Source organism: Microcoleus sp. AR_TQ3_B6, from assembly GCF_036702785.1.
Lineage (GTDB): Bacteria > Cyanobacteriota > Cyanobacteriia > Cyanobacteriales > Microcoleaceae > Microcoleus.
The window spans coordinates 1-17,850 of sequence record NZ_JAUBVJ010000085.1; the positions used below are offsets into that span (position 1 = coordinate 1).

Sequence of the window (17,850 nt, forward strand, 5' to 3'; positions counted from 1 at the left end):
AAATCTAAAATCTAAAAGACCCCCAGGAGTAATCTGTCTGCGGGTCTTTTAATCGGTCAAAAAATGTTTACAGTGAAAAAGTAGCTAGTGGCGATCGACCTTTTTGCCTATGAGTTCCGATTTATTGCCCCTCCTTCCCAAAGTATCCCTCGGCCGCCGCGCAGCGGCCTTCTGCATCGACGGAATCGCAGTTTGGCTGCCCAGCTTGCTTCTCGCCACTAATGCGATCGCCCAAACCATATTTTTTGTTTTGCTGTGGCTGATAATGCGGGTAGCCATCGTCAGGAAAAACAAAGGTCAAAGTCTCGGGCGCTGGGCTTTAGACATGAAAATTGCCGATACCCGATTCCAACGGACTCCCGGAGTGCAAGAACTGTGCAAGCGCGAGGCATTGCTGGGCATTTGCGCTGGCTTAGCCTTCGCAGGTATAGCTGGGCTCACATCTACCAACGCCGCCGTCTTGCTGCTGATGCTGCCCCTAGCGATCGACTGTAGCATTGCCCTCACCTCCGCCGAAAGGTTTCCCCAAGCTTTCCACGATCGCATCGGCGGGACGATCGTCGTCGGAACCCGCCGCGGCTACTCCCTCGACATCAAAGTTAGAAGATTGCTTGACCAAGTGCAGAGCAATGTGAGAAGATAATAAATTGTGTTTAAATTAGTCGAAATTTATTTAGAATTATGGCTAAAGGCGTCCGCATCATAATTACTCTAGAGTGTACTGAGTGCCGAACAAACGCGAGCAAACGCTCCAAAGGCGTGTCTCGGTACACAACCACCAAGAACCGTCGCAACACGACGGCGCGGCTGGAACTCAAAAAGTTCTGCCCCCATTGCAACAGGCACACTGCCCACAAAGAGATCAAGTAGTAATTAGTCATTAGTCCTTAGTCATCAGTCATCAGTTGTTGGCAATTGATATTGAACCCGCCCAAAAACGGGTAAAAGCCCCCGACAATCCTGAGAGGAGAGCGCCAAATTTTAGACTCTTGTTCAAGCTCCCAGATTCATTTGTGGAGTAAATCTAAAATCTCAAATCTCAAATCTCAAATCGACTGACCCGCGCCAAGCTGATAACTAACAAATGCTTTCCTGACGGCTAGCAACTAACGGCTAATAACTAAAAACTAACAGTCAACAGTCAACAGTCAACAAACAACAAACCATGACTTACTTTCGCCGGCGCGTTTCGCCCATCAAACCAGGAGACCCGATCGACTACAAAGATGTCGATTTGCTCAAAAAATACGTCACAGAACGCGGTAAAATTTTGCCCCGCCGGATTACCGGTTTGACGGCAAAACAGCAGCGAGACCTGACCAGGAGTATCAAAAGAGCAAGAATTGTAGCTTTGATGCCCTTCGTAAACCAAGAAGGTTAACAGGATTTGGGATTTTGGGTTTTAGATTTTGGACGGGGATAAGACTGGCGCGAGCACAACGTCTTTCTGCCATAAAGAGTGCAGCAAGAATACAGCGAAATAATCGCGAAATAGGGTTAAGAGTAGCCGCAGCGCAAGTCTTAATCACAAGTAAAAAGTTAAAAAATAAAGAATAAAAAGAACAACTTTTTAGATTTTAACTTTCACAATAGACCAGAAAAATTGCCAAGATCCAAAATCTAAAATCGCAAGCTCGAAACTAGATAAGTGGCCATTGTAAAAATCCAAAATCTCAAATATAAAGCTGGCAAGTGGAGAAGGGAACGTTAGTAGAATTTAGAGTGCACGGCGACCGCCGTCTGGCAGTTGCCGATCGCCCCGATGGCAAGAAAAACTGGGTCGTGGTAGACGAAAATGGTCAACCGCACAGCATACCGCCCAAACAAATCAGCTACGAAGTAGTGGGAGAAACTTACAAAACCTCCGACATTCCCAAATTTCTCAAAGAAGTAGAAGCCTACTCAGATCCGTCGAGTTTGGAAGTAGCTTGGGAACTCCTAGTCGGCGACGGAGAAACGACAGATCCCGAATCCCTGGCAATGCTGTTATTTTCCGAGAGTAGTCCGGCCCAGTGTTACGCGGCTTACTGTTTGTTATCAACAGACAAATTGTATTTCAAACAAAAGGGCGATCGCTACGAACCGCGATCGGCCACCCAAGTAGCCGAAATCAAACACCAGCAAGAAGTAGAACAGCAGCGACACCAAGAATCCCAAGGATTTTGGGAGCGAGTCAAACAGCGGCTGGCAGGAAAAAATGTAGATTGGGAACATAGCGACAGAACTCGCCTCGACGCCCTAGAACGGTTTGCCCTCCTCGGAGAAGAAGCAACGCACCGCACCCCGGCCTTAGAAACTTTAGCCAGCTTAGAACGTTCCGAAAACCCCGAAGCAGCATTTGGGCTCCTAGTCGATCTCGGCCTGTGGAGCAGCCACGAAAACCTATTTTTGCGGCGCAGCCAAATTCCCCTACAATTCTCCGCAAAGGTATTAGAAGTGGCCCAACGCTGCCTAGAAAATCCCCCAACCGAGTCGGACACAAATCGTCTCGATTTAACTCACCTCAAGGTTTACACGATCGACGACGAAAGCACCACCGAAATCGACGACGGCCTCAGCTTAGAATTCCTCGAAAACGGCCAGCAGCGGATCTGGATACACATCGCCGATCCCACCCGCTTGCTTTCCCCCGGAGACGAACTCGACCTCGAAGCCAGAAAGCGCACCACTACGGTTTACCTGCCCACGGGAATGATTCCCATGTTTCCCCCAGCTTTGGCAACCGGGCCGATGAGTTTAATTCAAGGCAAAGAGTGCAGCGCGCTCAGCTTCAGCGTCACCTTAGACGAAACCGGCGCGGCTCAAGATTACAGCATCCACATCAGCACCATAAAACCCACCTACCGCTTGACATACGATGATGTAGACGAAATGCTGGAGTTGGGAATCGAAGCAGAACCGGAAATAGCAGCGATTGCCTCTGCTGCAAAACTGCGGCAAAAATGGCGGGAAGCCCAAGGCGCAATCAGCATTTTCATGCCCGAATCCGTCATCAAAGTCAACGGCGACGACATCAAAATCCACGTCATCGACGACTCCCCAGCCCGGATGCTAGTAGCCGAAATGATGATTTTAGCCGGCGAACTAGCCGCCCGCTACGGTCAAACTCACAGCCTGCCCATACCCTACCGCTATCAGGCACAGCCCGAACTGCCTCCCGATGAAGAACTGCTGGCCGTGCCCGCAGGCCCCGCCCGCGCTTGCGCCGTGCGCCGCTGTATGCCCCGCAGCGAAATGGGCCTCACCCCCGGACGCCACGCCGGCTTGGGTTTGGAATTATACACTCAAGTTACTTCCCCGATCCGCCGCTATACCGACTTGCTGGCTCACTTCCAAATTAAAGCCCACCTGCGGGGCGAACCCCTACCTTTTACCGCCCAAGAAATACAGGACATTGTGATGTGTCTCGGCACCGCAGTTAAAGAAGCATCCACCGTCGAACGCCAAACTAACCGCTATTGGGGATTGGAATATTTGCGGCGCAACCCCGATGAAGTTTGGGAAGCTTTAATGCTGCGCTGGCTGAAGGAAGACAGCAATCTCGGATTGATTTTATTGGAAGATTTGGGTTTAGAATTGGCAATGCGATTTGGTCGATCGGTCGCCATAGGCGATCGGCTAGAAGTCAAAGTCACACACTGCGATCCGCGATCGGATGTCATTAACTTCCAAGAAATGATATTTGAAGCCGCCCAATAGGATTTTAGATTTTAGATTTGAGATTAAAGAATTGCAAAAATCTGCGTTGAAGACTGAAACAGAGGTTGACACTCCCGGGCTATCAGGCGTGGGGATTCTTTGTTCGCAGATCCAACTTGCTGGCGACTGGATTGCTGAGCGCCAAAGTAGAGGTCGAATCTCCCAAAGCGTTCGAGTCTTTGACCCAAGTTCCGGTATGCCCTACCGTACTTAATGCTAATTTCAGGATATTAACAGCGGCATTCCAATCTCTGTCCATAACAAGTCCACATTCACAAGCATGGGTTCTTACAGACAGAGATTTTTTAACTATTGCACCGCAGCTAGAGCATTCACCAGATGTATAGGCTGGGTTGACAGCGGCTGTCACCCGACCAAACTTCACTCCAAAATACTCTAACCACTTCCTGAACTGATACCAACCAGCATCATTAATCGACTTAGCGAGACAGTGATTTTTAACTAGGTTTTTAATCCTGAGATCAACGCACGGCGACCAAATCGTTAGATTGGGTAACGCAACGCGCTAGTCTAGAGGCGTGTTGCAACACGATTGCCTGCTTATTTTGAGGTGTGCTCGCCCTAGTCGATTAATGGCTTTCTTGCGGTTGGCAGAGCCTTTCTTTTTGCGAGAAACACGGCGCTGTCTAAATTTCAACCGTTTTTCACTCGTTCGATAAAACTTGGGGTTAGGTTCGGCGTGACCATCAGAGTCAATATAGAACTCTTTGAGTCCTACATCTAAACCAATCGTCTTACCTGTCGGCACTGTATCTACTTTGTTGTCAGCACTGATTAAGAACTGAACGTAGTAGCCATCAGCGCGACGTATTAATCGCACTCGTTTTATTTGATCGAGCTGGTAGAAGTTTAGAGCCCACGTCCCTTTGAGTTTGAGCTTACCAATGCCTTTCTTGTCGGTGAAAGTGATTTGTTTCCGAGTTTCATTAAGTTTCCAACCGCTAATCTTATATTCGACAGAACGACAGTTTTTCTTGAACTGCGGATAGCCCTTCTTTCCGGGAACAGCTTTTTTGCAGTTGTCGTAGAATCGAGCAATCGCAGAATAAGCTCTTTCCACTGAAGCTTGGCAAGCGCGCTTAGTTCAAGGCTTTGACAAAAGAAAACTCTTCTCTCAATAATGTGCTATGACGATACAATTCTTTCTGCCCCACGCCTCGGTTGTCGATCCAAAAACGGATGCACTTATTCCGAACGAACTGAGCTGTTATGATTGCCTCGTCTATGGCTACGTATTGATTTGGTTTTCCTTTAGCCTTGAACTCCTTGACAAGCATTTTACGTGGTAAATCGTTACGTTAAAATGCTTGCACAAAGCCGTCCTCAAAGGACGGGGCTTTAGACCCCATTTTTTGGTAAAAAAGATGATGGGTTAATATCTAGTCCTGTAAAATAATCGTAATTCTTGTCGGGACGGGTGCACCTCCAAGTTGTAATATAAGCCAGAAATCCCGTAAACCCACCCCGACCAAAATATTGTGGTCGATCGACTCGACATGATATCCGATCCAAGACGAGTAATACTTTTGACCTTAAGTTGACACGCTTTGCTATCTCCTCTCTTCCTCTGTGTCCTCTGTGTCCTCTGCGGTTAATAAAAAAAACTTCAGCATTGTAAAAATTAAAAGTTTTTACCGCAGCCTAGCAATCTAAAATTTTAAATCGCAAAATGCCCAATTCAATTAGCCAAGTTCAGCCGCCGCTGGAATTCATACCCCCAGCCTACAACCCGCTAGTGATGCAAGGCTGCCAGCAAATACTCCCCTGGTGGCTGCGATTTCGGACGAAGATCAGCCACATTCAAGCCGAAAACGTCGAAACCCTTGCCGAACTATTCCACCAATTTCAAAATCAGAAAGTTCGCTTCTTGCTAGCCTTCCGCCACCCCAACTCAGACGATCCCTACTGTTTGGGACAACTAATTTGGAAACTCGTTCCCCAGGCGGCACGGGCCAAAGGCATTTCCCTGCAATTCCCGGTACATTCCCACTTTATCTACGATCGCGGCATTCCCCTGTGGGCCGGTGCTGCCGTCGGCTGGCTGTATTCCAACCTCGGCGGCACTCCGATTGTGCGCGGTAAAATCGATCGGGTTGGATTGCGATCGGCCCGCGATTTATTTGTCAACAGCCAATTCCCGATCGCCGCCGCCCCAGAAGGCGCCACCAACGGTCACAATGAAATAGTTAGCCCCCTGGAACCCGGAATTGCTCAAATGGGCTTCTGGTGTGTTGAAGATTTGCTAAAAGCCGGACGCACTGAAAAAGTTTTAATTGTGCCCATCGGCATTCAATACAGCTATATCGAGCCACCTTGGCAACCCCTAGAAAAACTTTTAACTCAATTAGAAATCGATTGCGGACTGCCACCGGGCGATCGCACCCATATAGCCAATTTAGAGACCACAAACCCAGATTCCGAAAACCAAAATCACAAATTCCAATATCGGCGCCTGATTCGACTGGGCAGCCATTTGCTAGCAGTGATGGAAGAGTTTTACAGCCGTTTTTATCATAAAAAAGTACAGCCCGAAACATCAATTTTAACATCATTATCGCTGCCAGAGAAAACGCCAAACGATTCGGGCAATGAAGTAATGATGGCTCGACTGAAAAAACTGTTAGACGTGGCTTTGCAAGTAGCAGAAGAATATTTCAACTTAAAGCCAAAAGGCAGTTTAATAGACCGCTGCCGCCGTCTGGAACAAGCAGGCTGGGACTATATTTATCGAGAAGATATCAAAGATATTGCAGCACTTTCTCCCTTAGAAAGAGGATTAGCCGATCGCCTCGCTGAAGAAGCAAATCTCCGGATGTGGCACATGAGACTGGTAGAAAGTTTCGTGTCCGTCACTGGCAGGTACGTCGAAGAAAAGCTCACAGCAGAACGTTTGGCAGAAACAACTTTACTGCTGTGGGACGTACTGGCTCGCATCAAAGGGGGAAATCCTTTCGCTAGACCCAAGTTGGGCAAACAGCAGGTACAAATGACCGTGGGCGAACCGATATCAGTAAGCGATCGCTGGGAGGAATATCAAACCAGTCGCAGGTTAGCAGTTGCAGAACTCACTCAAGATTTGCAATCAGCTTTAGAAGCAATGATTAAATCTTAATTAATCAGATAAGCAAGAGGTTCCAGGGAAGAAGGAAGAGGAGCGAGGGAAGAAAAAATATATATTTTTCTTCACTACGTTTTTCTTTGGTCAACAGCAAAAAGATTGTTATAGACTTTGGGAATAGGTCTAAGGAACCGCCAACGATCGCTTGACAATGAACCAATAAAAATTACCGATGACTAACAAACCTATCGATTTGTCTACTAACTCAATTAAGGTAAAACTGCTGAATTATTTAGCCCAGGAATTGCTCACACCGCTCACTTCGGTCGTCGGCATGGCAAGCGTGTTGAAACAAGAAATTTATGGCCCCTTAACGAACAAGCAAAAAGAATATATTGATGTGATCCAAGACAGCAGCCGAACTTTGCGATCGCTAGTGGAAGAAATTGTGGAACTGGCAGAACTAGATGATTCCGCTTTCACCTTGAAGCGAACCGCAATCGATATAGAAACTTTGTGCCAGCAAGTTGTGACAATCTTGTCGCCGGCGGCAAGTAGACGAGAGCAAGAAATTAATTTGTCGATGGGGCCCGGGCCGCGCATCTGGTTGGTCGATAAAGATAAGGTTCAGCAAATGCTGCACCACTTAATTTTTAGCATTATTCAATCGGCTGGGGCAGGCAGCGTGATTCGAGTCCACGTTTCTCGGAAAGAAGACGGTATCAACCTCGGAGTTTGGGTTTTTCATCCTTGGTTGGGAGAAAGTTTGCCCCATGCTAAACTCTACTCCGACTACTTGTTGAAAGTCGGATCCGATAGCGGTTCGCCATCGAACTCCGAAACCGATTCCCTCGGACTCGAACCGCAAATCCCGACACAGGATTCGCAGCGATTAACGCTGGCGTTTTCTGAGTTGGCGGCTTTGGTGGCCCAGAATGCCGAGGATACCGCACTGGTGTTAGCTGGTTACGGGGCCAGGGAACGCTTGGGGCTGCTGCTTTGCTGCCAGTTGGTGGAAATTCAAGGCGGTCAACTCACGATTCAAGGCACCCCGGAATCTGGATATCGCTACGTGCTCTGGCTGCCCTGCACCAATGCTACGGAGTTGTTGGAAGGATGAAGTTAGTTGACAGTTGACAGTTGACAGTTGACAGTTGACTGTTGACTGTTGACTGTTGTTATTAGTTGTTAGTTGTTAATTGTTGGTTGTTGGTTGTTAAGGGATGAAGTTAGTTGACTGTTGAGTGTTGTTATTAGTTGTTAGTTGTTAGTTGTTTGATAATACAATAACTAATAACAAATTTCCCATAACTAATAACCAAGGCAAAATTCCCAATAATAATCAATTCCCAATAACCAATGCCCGATGCCCTGTTTGGCCGATGCCCTGTTTGGCCGATTACTAAGTACAAATCTAAAATACCAATGAATTCAGTTTGGCAACAGTTGACTCTGGCAAATTTGCCGCTCTATCAGTGGCAAAGTGGAAGTTATTTATTAAATTTGGCGATCGGCTCTTTGCGCAGTTGGCGGCAGAGTAGCTGGCTGATGCAGTGGGCAGAACCCTTGGGTTTTGTTTTGCTGGGCTTGACTTTCGGTTTGGCGCCGTTTGTGAACAATGCCTTGGTGGGGGTGTTGATGGCGGCTGGCGCTGCATTTTGGGTGCTGCTGACTGTTTCCGACGATCGCGCTCACGCCTTGACGCCGATTCATTTGCTGGTACTGCTGTACTGGGGAATTGCCACCGTCGCCACGGCGATGTCGCCGGTGAAAGTCGCCGCTGCTACTGGTTGGACCAAGCTAACGCTGTATTTGCTGTTTTTTGCGCTGATGGCTCGGATATTGCGATCGCCCCGTTGGCGATCGTGGTTAATTGCCGTATTTTTGAACGTCTCTTTAATTGTCAGTTTCTACGGCGTGCGGCAGTGGATTGACAAAGTGCCGCCCTTAGCTACTTGGAACGATCCGACTTCTACTCAAGCCAATGTCACGCGAGTTTACAGCTTTCTGGGAAATCCAAACTTGCTTGGTTCCTATTTGCTGCCAGCCATTGCATTGAGCGCCGCCGCACTTTTTGTGTGGAAAGGATGGGGAACAAAAGTTTTAGCGCTGACGATGCTGGTGGTGAATTGCGCGTGTTTGCGCTACACGGACAGCCGGGGCGCTTGGATCGGTTTTGTGGCTCTACTTGTGGTATTTTTAGTGCTGCTGTGGTACTGGTACAGCCCTTTGATGCCTCGGTTCTGGCGGACTTGGGCCCTGCCGTTAGGGTTAGGAGGTTTGGCTGGGGCCTTAATTTTGGGAGTGGCTTTAGTGGAGCCCCTGCGCGATCGAGTTTCGAGTATGTTTATTGGCCGAGGTGACAGCAGCAACAATTTTCGGATTAATGTTTGGACGGCGGTGATTGACATGATTCGCGATCGACCTCTTCTCGGAATTGGCCCGGGAAACACTGCTTTTAATAAAGTTTATCCGCTTTATATGAAGCCGAAATTCACTGCTTTGAGCGCTTATTCTGTGCTGCTGGAAATTGCGGTGGAAACCGGTTTTATCGGTTTAATGTGTTTCCTGTGGCTGATGACAGTCACCGTCAATCAAGGTTTGTTGCAGATAAAAAATCTGCGCGATTCACAATTTAACATCTCTAACTTAGAGGAAGAATCCCGAAATCCCCAATCTAACCTCCCAAATCTCAAATCGAATCAGGGGTTTTGGCTGATAGGGGCGATCGCAACTTTAGTCGGCATGATGGCCCACGGTTTTGTCGATACAGTTTGGTACCGACCGGAAGTTAATATGCTTTGGTGGTTGATGGTGGCGATTATTGCTAGTTTTTACAGCAACTCGCACCAGCAGCAAGATCGAGCTTTGACCGAGGGCGAGTAGATAGAATTGCTGGCGGGGTTTTCTCCCCGCCCGGTGAGGATTGCAGCAACAGCCGACACAGCAATTATTAATATTTCTACCACTTCAAAAAAAGAATGCAGCTAAATGCCAAGCTGCAAACCATTATAGTCTTGAAACACTCACTGCCCGATCGAACGTGCGGTAATTCTTGACACTTCATCGAAATCCGCTACCGAAATAGTCTTACGTTTTCAACCTGTCCATCAGCGAGTCGTGGCAGTTCCCTATCCCGACAGCAGCGCAAACCTAACACAAAGCCGTCCTAAAAGGACGGGGTTTAAAACCCAATTTTTTGATAAGTGATTTCCAATTCTTCACTTCTTTCATCTCAAATCTCAAATGCTATAAGGTGCGCACTGCGCACCTCCATACTACCACATACGACATACCTGTTGCTGTAAAGTGGCGATGGTACACTCTACAAAATTTCTTGAAAATAACTCTTATTCTTCGCCTTCCCGAGGCATGATGAATCTCGGACACGCATATTTTCCACCATTTCTATCTCTGCACTGTCGCATCGACAGACTCGAGTTGAACAGCATTTGGACTGATTCATTAACTGTAGGTTTAACAGCCGCAGGAGTTGGCAGTGCTTTTGAGGCTTGACTTAGCTCCAGTACCGTTATAATTGCCAGTATGGTTGATGAAAGCAAAACTGTGCGTTTCATTTATTTGTTTTTTCCTCGTTTAATCGTTGACGTGCCATTCCTATCCATATATCCTCATCGAATTCTTGAGAATCCGCAGACTTTAGACAAATTTTCCACTGGGGTAACGCTTCCTTAGTATTTTTCATTTTTTCTAAGACTTGCGCTTTTAAGCAGTAAGTTGCTGGTCTATCACTATCAAGTTTAATCGCTGCATCCAGATGTTGCAATGCCTCTGAATATCGACCCTGTTCAAGGCGAGCCCATCCCAAGTTTTTGAGTAAAGAATATTTGACTCGATCGTCCTCAGCTAATTTCAAACCTTGCCACAGCAAGTGAACTGCCGCAGCATAGTTTTTTTGCTCGACTATATATAATCGAGCCAGATTGCTGTAAGCAGCAGGCAAACCGAGTTTGGCAGCTTGCAGATATTTTCCTCGAGCGCATTGTAAATCTTGCACTTCTTCGCATAGCCATCCCAAATTGTAAAGAGCTGCTTGGCTTTTTGGATTTAGGGAGAGCGCTAACTCATATGCTTGTTGAGTATTAGCTAATCGATTAGCTTTGTAATTCTCAAACGCCCTATTATTAAAAAAGGATGCCAGTTCCGGCAAGCCAATTTTCCAGCCGCCAAAGCCTACTGCTAGAATCAGCAAAAATGCCCCCCACTTCGATTTGTGATGCTTTTTTGCGGGTTCTTTCATAACATTGAAAATGTTAGTTAATGGTGTCGTTTTTAGCATATTTAAACTTGAGAGTTGGGCGATATTTTGTTTGCCACATTTAATTGCCACCCTAATGGCATTACGATCTTAGGAAATGACTCAGGCTTGAGCCCATTTCTCATAAGAGTTTGCAAGTCCACAGCCGAATGCTTGGGTAATGGTCCCACTACCTAGATGTATTCGAGCATAGGTTAATCATTCCTGAGACTCCAGAAGCGATCCGGAAATTTTCAGAAAAAAGGAAGTGGGAAGCAGGAAGAAGGTAGGACTGTCCCGATTATTTAAGTAATAATACTTAGTCAGCGGTCGATCGACTGTAGGCGGCTGTATTAGGAGATACAGCCTATCCCTGGTTTATGAAGTGCAGCTTTAGACTTAGGCGCTTGCCCTTCTTCGTGTCAACAATCGCCTGAAACCCCTGAGACATCTCGTCTTTAACCCAGTCTCGAACCCCCTCGCATCCCCATTCTTAAGGGGGACGAAAGAGCGCTTCGAGTTTCCCCCAGACGCTACGCAGGCGCCGGGGGCTCGAGCCCTAATCGTCAGACAGCAGACCGGTACTATCTTTAAGGTATTTGTTGACACCAATAGGCTGCTCCCCGTGTTCCCACGGGGTTCGCTCGATTTGGGGTGTACTTCATAAACTTGCAATCTGCTGTAAGATGGACTCGGGTGAAATAACTCTAATTAAGTTTGTAGTGACCACCGAAGTCCTCAAAATTTTCAACAGGGGATATCGAACAATTTTATGATAAGTAATTAACCGAACTCGATTTAAAATAATCAAGCACTAATCACTCCTGAGTAATAAACATCTCCCTAAATAAAAAATTCAACCTTCGAGTAGCAAAGATTGTACTTTCTTTTTCGGAGATGTTTAATGACTAATGACTAATGACTAATGACTAATATTGCTTCATCGCTCTCTCCATATCCCGCTTGTCTTCGCGTTTCTTCAAATCTTCGCGCTTGTCGTACAGTTTTTTCCCTTTACCCAAACCGATATCAAGTTTTACCCAGCCACCTTTCAAATACATTTTTAACGGCACTAAAGTCAAACCTTTTTCTTCAACTTTGCCTATCAATTTACGGATTTCCTGCTTGTGCATCAGCAATTTACGGGTGCGGCGGGGTTCGTGATTAAAATAGTTGCTAGCACTTCTCCAGGGTGAAATGTGAACGTTTATCAGCCACAGTTCGCCGTTCCGAACTAAGCCATATCCGTCCCGCAAATTGGCTTTTCCTTCCCGAATTGATTTGACTTCGGTGCCCTTCAACTCGATTCCCACTTGGTATGTCTCTATAATTTCATAGAGATGGCGCGCTTGTCGGTTATCGCTAACAATTTTGTATCCTGGGCTTTTTTCGCTCATTTTTACCTCCGCTAAAATTAATTATTATAACGCTAGCTTCTCTGTAGAGAAAATCGAAGCTTGACAAAACTTAAATAATCGGTCTAGGCATTACCAATTTGGCTGAGCTAAGATGTCACCAACGTGAATGTCAAGCGGTATCATGCAGCGCACCAATATTCCCAATTCTGACCTTCCAGATGCTGTCAGTCCCAATTCTGCGGTTAAGTTGGTTTGGCTGGCTCCTTTTTTGCTGGCGCTTGCTTGGTTTTGGGCTAATATCTCGGCTGTTAAGTGGCTGTTATCCTCGTTTGTTGAGATACCCACACTATACAAGATACTAATTGGCTTTCTGATTGTAGCATTAGTAGTGCGATCGATTGGGAACTCGGATCGCCCGCCCGGATTTTCGCCAAATTTCGTTTTGAGGCGATATCCGCTGCTGTTAATGTTGGGTGCGGGTATTTGCTCGATCGCCCTTCAGTACATAATTGATATCAAACAAGTTACTGTCCTGCTATTTATCCTCGGAACTTACGGGCTGTGCGGCTTAATAGTAGAGCCGAACTTTTGGCGAAAAAACTTGCCAGTTGCGGGCTTGCTGGCTTGTATTTTACCATTCAACAGTCAGTTTAATAGCGGATTAGGTTTGCCGGCGCGAGTGCTGACTGCTCAGGTAGTAGAACAGTTGCTCTCAATACTGCACGTTGGGGCTATTTCTTCTTACGATATTATCATTTTGGAAAACGGCATCGCTCACGTTGACGTGCCTTGTAGCGGCATTAAAACTCTCTTAGTCGGAACGCTATTTTTGCTAGCTGCTACCTGGCTGGAAGGACGTAAATTGACTTTAAAATGGCTAGCCGTCGGCGCTGCTAATTTCTTAATGTTAGTATCTGCTAACGCTGCGCGGGTTGCCGTTTTAGTCCTGGTTTCAGAAGTGTTTAAACAGCCAAAGCTAGCCGAAATTATTCACGTACCTCTGGGAATAGTCGGTTTAGTATGTGCTTGTTTTGTTACCTGGTTAATGCTGCAACGAATACCAAAATTTCAGCCCGAAAAAACCAGCGGTATTTCTGCCAAACCCAACTCCGAATTACTCCCAAATCACCCTCTAGCCAAACCAGGAATAATTGTAGCAGTCACAGTTTTGGCAGTCATAGGTCAACTGTCTCATGTAGAAACGTCAAAAATGGCGATCGCACCTTTAAGATGGCCTGAATACATTAAATCAGATTCAATTCCCCTGAATGCTAGCGAACAAAGATTCTTTGGCAACTATCCGGACACGCAAACACAAAAAATCAGATTTGTCGCCGACAACTTGCGCGGTTCCCTGCTCACAGTAGCCAGCACATCCTGGCAAACTTATCATGCTCCCGAGTTGTGTTTTGTAGCCAGCGGAATTCCCGTCAATCGCATAGAAAAAAAACAACTAACTCCTGAAATAACAGCGCGCTGGCTGTCTCTCAAAAACAACCAATTATCAGCAGTATACTGGCTGCAATCTCCACAGCTAACTACAGATAACTTCATGATCCGTATCGGCAGCGACCTCACCAACAAAAATCACAATTGGGTGCTAGTTTCCATTTTATTTAATAGTTCGCTACAAGCGGAAAATCAGGAAGTAAAAAAGTTTGCTATTAACGTCTACGATACCGTTAAAAAAAGCTTACAAGGAGAAATGAATGAAAATTCAACAGGTATTTGATGGAAGTTTTCAAACACTTTTTTGGGTTTGGAATTTGACATTTATATCGATTGTTTACTTGGGGATTTTGCCGATGATAGGAGTGCCATTAGTTAGGGCGACAATCGATGGCATCATCCCCCTAGAGTTTTCTTTAACCCTGGCAGCTACGAGCGCAGTACCCACTGTATGTACAGTAATAGGAGCTGGGCGTTTTAGCAAGCAACCCCTACAGTTAATGCGTTGGTTTTACGGCGTAGAAGCACCGCTATTTTTGCTGTGTTTGCTCCGCTTGTTCCTGCTGCGAGAACTCACCCCAGCTAGTTATCAAATCATCGCTACTATTGCTTTGTGCATTGCAGCATTTTCAGTCGAAATGCTGTACGGCTATCTGGGTAAAAAAGAAAATTTTCAAAATATCTCTGATTCTCAAACTTCCCATAATAAACAGCCTATCTTTTTAAATTCAATCGGAGAAAAACGAAGTGCGTGGCTGCAATTAGGATGTCACAGTTTAATGCTAGTAGTTGGCATTTGGGCGGCAACATTGCTGCTTTATTACGCTGTACCTGTGGCATTGTTTACACTTTATGGATTCTTCACTGTAGTCATTGAGTTTTTCAAGTTTACATGGGTATCAGCATTTTGGGATATCTTTAGATACGGGGGCTGGGTCTGGGGTTTAATTTGGATACCGCTATCCTTTATATTCTTTGGTTTAACCTGTAGCTTATTCGTTGTCATGCCTTCGCTGTACGGCTTTCTCTACATTCATTCCGGGCGGAAAATATGGCAGAGTTTTGCTGCCCAATACGGGAAAAATAAAGCGCTAATCGGAAGTTTGGGAGTCATAGCAGCTTGGCTGGCTATTTTCTCCGCTTTGCAGCAACAGCCACAAGTTGCAGCGCTGAAAATGCTGGCAACTCCCCCCGCAAATGACACGGTTCGCCAAACTTTATTAGCCAAGTCTGATATGATTCGATCCGGCTTAGTGAACGCTTATTTGTCCCCTTACCGCTACCTCAGCACTGTGGGAGAAAACAACCACATTTATGAGATATACAAAAATAGTTTGAATTGGCCTGACGGAGCGGCTAAAACGGTGCAGAACAGCTATAATGTTTTAATGTCGCCGTTTTTGTATCTAGGCTCTAGTGCTGATGTGAAAAAAGCCGAAAAACTCTACGGCGAATTCTTCGATACGGAACTGCAAAAAGGCGACACAGAAGCAGTAAAACACGCGGTACAGTCAACATCAAACCGGGAAGAAGCAAAAGCTGGTTTGCTGAATGTCAATCAGGAAAAAGTATGGTTGCAGTCGCAAGAAGTGACAGTCAAAGAAAACGGCGACTGGGCTGACGTTCAACTCTACGAAGTTTACAAAAATCAAACGCCGAACTTGCAAGAAGTATTCTACTACTTTTCGCTGCCGGAAAGCGCCGCAGTTACAGGAGTTTGGCTGGGCGATACTGGCGATTTAAACAAACGTTTTGTATTTACGGTATCGCCTAGAGGTGCGGCCCAGCAAGTCTACAATCAACAGCTAGTACAAAGAGTCGATCCGGCTTTGGTAGAACAAATTAGCCCCAAACAATACCGTTTGCGGGCTTTTCCAATCCCGCCTAAACGAGAATTCACCCAAACTGAAGAACCAACGGAAATGCACCTGTGGCTTACTTACAAAGTTATGCGTCAGCCCCAGGGTTGGGCTATGCCTGTTTTGGCTGAGAAACGCAACATTTTTTGGAACCAAAATACTCGCCGCACGATTGCTGGAAAAGAGGTCAAATACAGCGGGAAAGAAGCAAGAGAAATTTGGCTGCCACCCTTTTTGCCCGCAGTCGCACAGCAACCTCTAACAGCGCAGCAGGCTGTTCTACCGGGAGGAAATATCATTTCTGCTAAGCCGCTGGCTGATGCAAATTACGCGCTACTGCAAGGCAAAAAATTGGCAGTTATTCTCGATACTTCCCGCAGCATGGCGGCCCAAAAGAAGGAAGTAAAAGAGACTTTTGAATGGTTGAAAACTAATGCAGCAGGCAAAAATGCTGTTGATTTGTATGTCGCCAGCGCTGCGGGAATGCCACCTAAGTTTGTGGAAGATGTACGCAATTTCGATGCGGCAAAGGTGATATTTTACGGTACAATCCAGCTCAAAGATATGCTGCAACAGTTTGCACAGTTGCGGGACGATAAAAGTTACGATACGGTATTTTTGGTGAGCGATCGCCACAGTTACGAATTGTCGGACGATCGCAAACCTAAAGTTTCCATCTCTGCACCGCTGTGGACAGTACATTTGGGAGGTTTGCCCTCCGGCTACGACGACGCAACTTTAAAGGCAATTCAAGATAGCGGCGGCGGAGTTGCTACGGATATGAAAGAGGCGATGCAGCGAGTGGCGACGACAGCAGCTTCGGGCAAATCTACAGTTAGCGTTGTTGACGGCTATGTTTGGAGTTATGCCAAAACGCCGCAGCCGAAAAAAACCGCAAAATCGGCGGCAGTCGCAGAGTTAAAAGATACCGGAAATGAAGGCTTTAAACCGATAGCTGCGCGGCAGTTGATAACGGCACTTAGCAAGCAGAAAAGTTCAAATCAATTGACGCAACTGGATGCAATGCACGCATTAGCTAAAAATTTCAAAGTGGTGACGCCTTATTCTTCGATGATTGTGTTAGTTAATGATGCGCAAAGGGAGCAACTCAAACAAGCGGAAGCTAAGAGCGATCGATTTGACAGAGAGGTAGAATCCGGTAAGGAGGAGTTAACTAAGCCGAATAATCCTCTGAATGTTTCGGGGGTTCCTGAACCCGAAGAATGGCTGCTGTTGGCGGTTGGTGCGATCGGGCTTTTGGCGGTTTTCCTCCGCCAGCGGCGCGCGAAATTGATAGGTTGAAAAGTCCGATGGTTGAAAGTTAATGAACTCGTTCCCAGGCGATTTGCTTGGGAACCAGTCAACGATTAACCAAGCACAGCCTCCCAATCTGCATTACCAGGCTCTGCATGGTAACGAGTAAACCGACTTCTGCAAGAAAACCTGCACCCGCCGTGAAAATATCTGATATCATATCCGGTCGATTACCATAACAAAAACGGTGCGATCGTTTGGAATTCAGTCCGCACCGTCGATCGAATCTGATTGTGGTTAATTAGTCGCACACCAGATGAACCCCCGATGCCGATTCAAAACTTTAAGCCGCCGCTACCAAGCACCAGTAAAGTCGATTAAGGCTCGATCATAATTGCTTTCGGTTTCTGAGAATCGAACAGAGAAGCGGAAATCAGAATCACCACATCCTTTGTTTCATTTTGACCGTAATGCACCATGCCCCCTGGCTCAACTAAAGAATCTCCAACCGTCAGACGAGTAGTTTGGCCCGCGTCTAGGGTTTCTTCTTTACCATTGGCGCGTTTAATGTTCGCGGTTCCCTTGACAACCTTATAGGTGAGCGTCCCCAATTCAACTTTTTCAATTTGCATCCCTGGATGAATATGAGGTGGCAGTTTTGCCCCAGCAGGAATGGTATAACGTACTAATTCTAAAATTCGACCTTCTGCCTCACTGGGATAACCACTCGCTAAGACTTCCCGCTTCACGGTTTGAGTATAGCTAGTGCTCGGTGGTGGTGTTTGCTGACTTCTCGCCACCGTCACTGTTCCCAAGCCAACCATCATCATCACAGAAAAACGCAAACCTAATTTTTTCATGGTCTTTTTTGTTCCAATCTCTAGTTTTTCCATG

Annotated in this window: 13 protein-coding genes and 1 pseudogene; 9 read left to right on the forward strand and 5 right to left on the reverse strand. The window is 46.4% G+C overall.

Annotation, left to right across the window (positions count from 1 at the left end; all coding sequences use genetic code 11):
- The first annotated feature begins 109 nt into the window (after positions 1-109).
- The 4 genes from QUB56_RS29015 (at position 110) to QUB56_RS29030 (ending at position 3,699) form a co-directional block, all read left to right on the forward strand.
- The gene (locus QUB56_RS29015; protein WP_332959769.1) at positions 110-643 is read left to right on the forward strand and encodes an RDD family protein; all 534 of its coding nucleotides are present in this window, start codon (positions 110-112) and stop codon (positions 641-643) included.
- Between the two features lie 38 nt (positions 644-681).
- Positions 682-870, forward strand: coding sequence for a 50S ribosomal protein L33 (gene rpmG, locus QUB56_RS29020; RefSeq protein ID WP_332959770.1), 189 nt, complete (start codon positions 682-684; stop codon positions 868-870).
- A gap of 295 nt (positions 871-1,165) precedes the next feature.
- Complete coding sequence (gene rpsR / locus QUB56_RS29025) at positions 1,166-1,381, forward strand: 30S ribosomal protein S18 (protein WP_006631377.1); 216 nt, start codon at positions 1,166-1,168, stop codon at positions 1,379-1,381.
- Positions 1,382-1,692: 311 nt separating this feature from the next.
- The gene (locus QUB56_RS29030) at positions 1,693-3,699 is read left to right on the forward strand and encodes a ribonuclease R family protein (RefSeq protein WP_332959771.1); all 2,007 of its coding nucleotides are present in this window, start codon (positions 1,693-1,695) and stop codon (positions 3,697-3,699) included.
- Positions 3,700-3,782: 83 nt separating this feature from the next.
- On the opposite strand, the pseudogene QUB56_RS29035 reads toward QUB56_RS29030, so the two are convergent.
- Positions 3,783-4,997 (reverse strand): annotated as a pseudogene (locus tag QUB56_RS29035) (RNA-guided endonuclease InsQ/TnpB family protein); the annotation flags it as partial.
- A gap of 392 nt (positions 4,998-5,389) precedes the next feature.
- Here QUB56_RS29035 and QUB56_RS29040 point away from each other — a divergent pair.
- The 3 genes from QUB56_RS29040 to QUB56_RS29050 all read left to right on the forward strand — a co-directional run bounded on the left by QUB56_RS29040 (position 5,390) and on the right by QUB56_RS29050 (position 9,664).
- On the forward strand, positions 5,390-6,832 hold the full coding sequence (locus QUB56_RS29040; protein ID WP_332959772.1) for a 1-acyl-sn-glycerol-3-phosphate acyltransferase: 1,443 nt from the start codon (positions 5,390-5,392) through the stop codon (positions 6,830-6,832).
- A 178-nt stretch (positions 6,833-7,010) separates the two neighbouring features.
- Positions 7,011-7,898, forward strand: coding sequence for a histidine kinase dimerization/phospho-acceptor domain-containing protein (locus tag QUB56_RS29045; protein WP_332959773.1), 888 nt, complete (start codon positions 7,011-7,013; stop codon positions 7,896-7,898).
- 305 nt (positions 7,899-8,203) lie between these two features.
- Entirely contained in the window at positions 8,204-9,664 is a 1,461-nt protein-coding gene (locus QUB56_RS29050; protein WP_332959774.1) for an IctB family putative bicarbonate transporter, read from the forward strand.
- Positions 9,665-10,128: 464 nt separating this feature from the next.
- On the opposite strand, the gene QUB56_RS29055 is transcribed toward QUB56_RS29050, so the two are convergent.
- The 3 genes from QUB56_RS29055 to smpB form a co-directional block, all read right to left on the reverse strand.
- On the reverse strand, positions 10,129-10,356 hold the full coding sequence (locus tag QUB56_RS29055) for an Osc7112_2153 family protein (RefSeq protein WP_332959775.1): 228 nt from the start codon (positions 10,354-10,356) through the stop codon (positions 10,129-10,131).
- The gene (locus QUB56_RS29060) at positions 10,353-11,039 is read right to left on the reverse strand and encodes a tetratricopeptide repeat protein (protein WP_332959776.1); all 687 of its coding nucleotides are present in this window, start codon (positions 11,037-11,039) and stop codon (positions 10,353-10,355) included. Before QUB56_RS29060 ends, QUB56_RS29055 begins: the two co-directional genes overlap by 4 nt.
- Before the next feature lie 926 nt (positions 11,040-11,965).
- Positions 11,966-12,433 carry an SsrA-binding protein SmpB gene (gene smpB / locus QUB56_RS29065; RefSeq protein WP_190736615.1) on the reverse strand — a complete coding sequence of 156 codons (468 nt, stop codon included), beginning with the start codon at positions 12,431-12,433 and terminating at the stop codon, positions 11,966-11,968.
- A 142-nt stretch (positions 12,434-12,575) separates the two neighbouring features.
- Here smpB and xrtO point away from each other — a divergent pair, with 142 nt between their 5' ends.
- Complete coding sequence (gene xrtO / locus QUB56_RS29070; protein ID WP_332959777.1) at positions 12,576-14,126, forward strand: exosortase O; 1,551 nt, start codon at positions 12,576-12,578, stop codon at positions 14,124-14,126.
- Positions 14,104-17,004 carry a TIGR02921 family PEP-CTERM protein gene (locus QUB56_RS29075; RefSeq protein ID WP_332959778.1) on the forward strand — a complete coding sequence of 967 codons (2,901 nt, stop codon included), beginning with the start codon at positions 14,104-14,106 and terminating at the stop codon, positions 17,002-17,004. Before xrtO ends, QUB56_RS29075 begins: the two co-directional genes overlap by 23 nt.
- A 329-nt stretch (positions 17,005-17,333) precedes the next feature.
- Here the strand turns inward: QUB56_RS29075 and QUB56_RS29080 are convergent, their stop codons facing one another.
- A complete protein-coding gene (locus QUB56_RS29080; RefSeq protein WP_332959779.1) occupies positions 17,334-17,816 on the reverse strand; it encodes a cupin domain-containing protein in 483 nt (160 codons plus the stop codon).
- Positions 17,817-17,850: the final 34 nt, after the last annotated feature.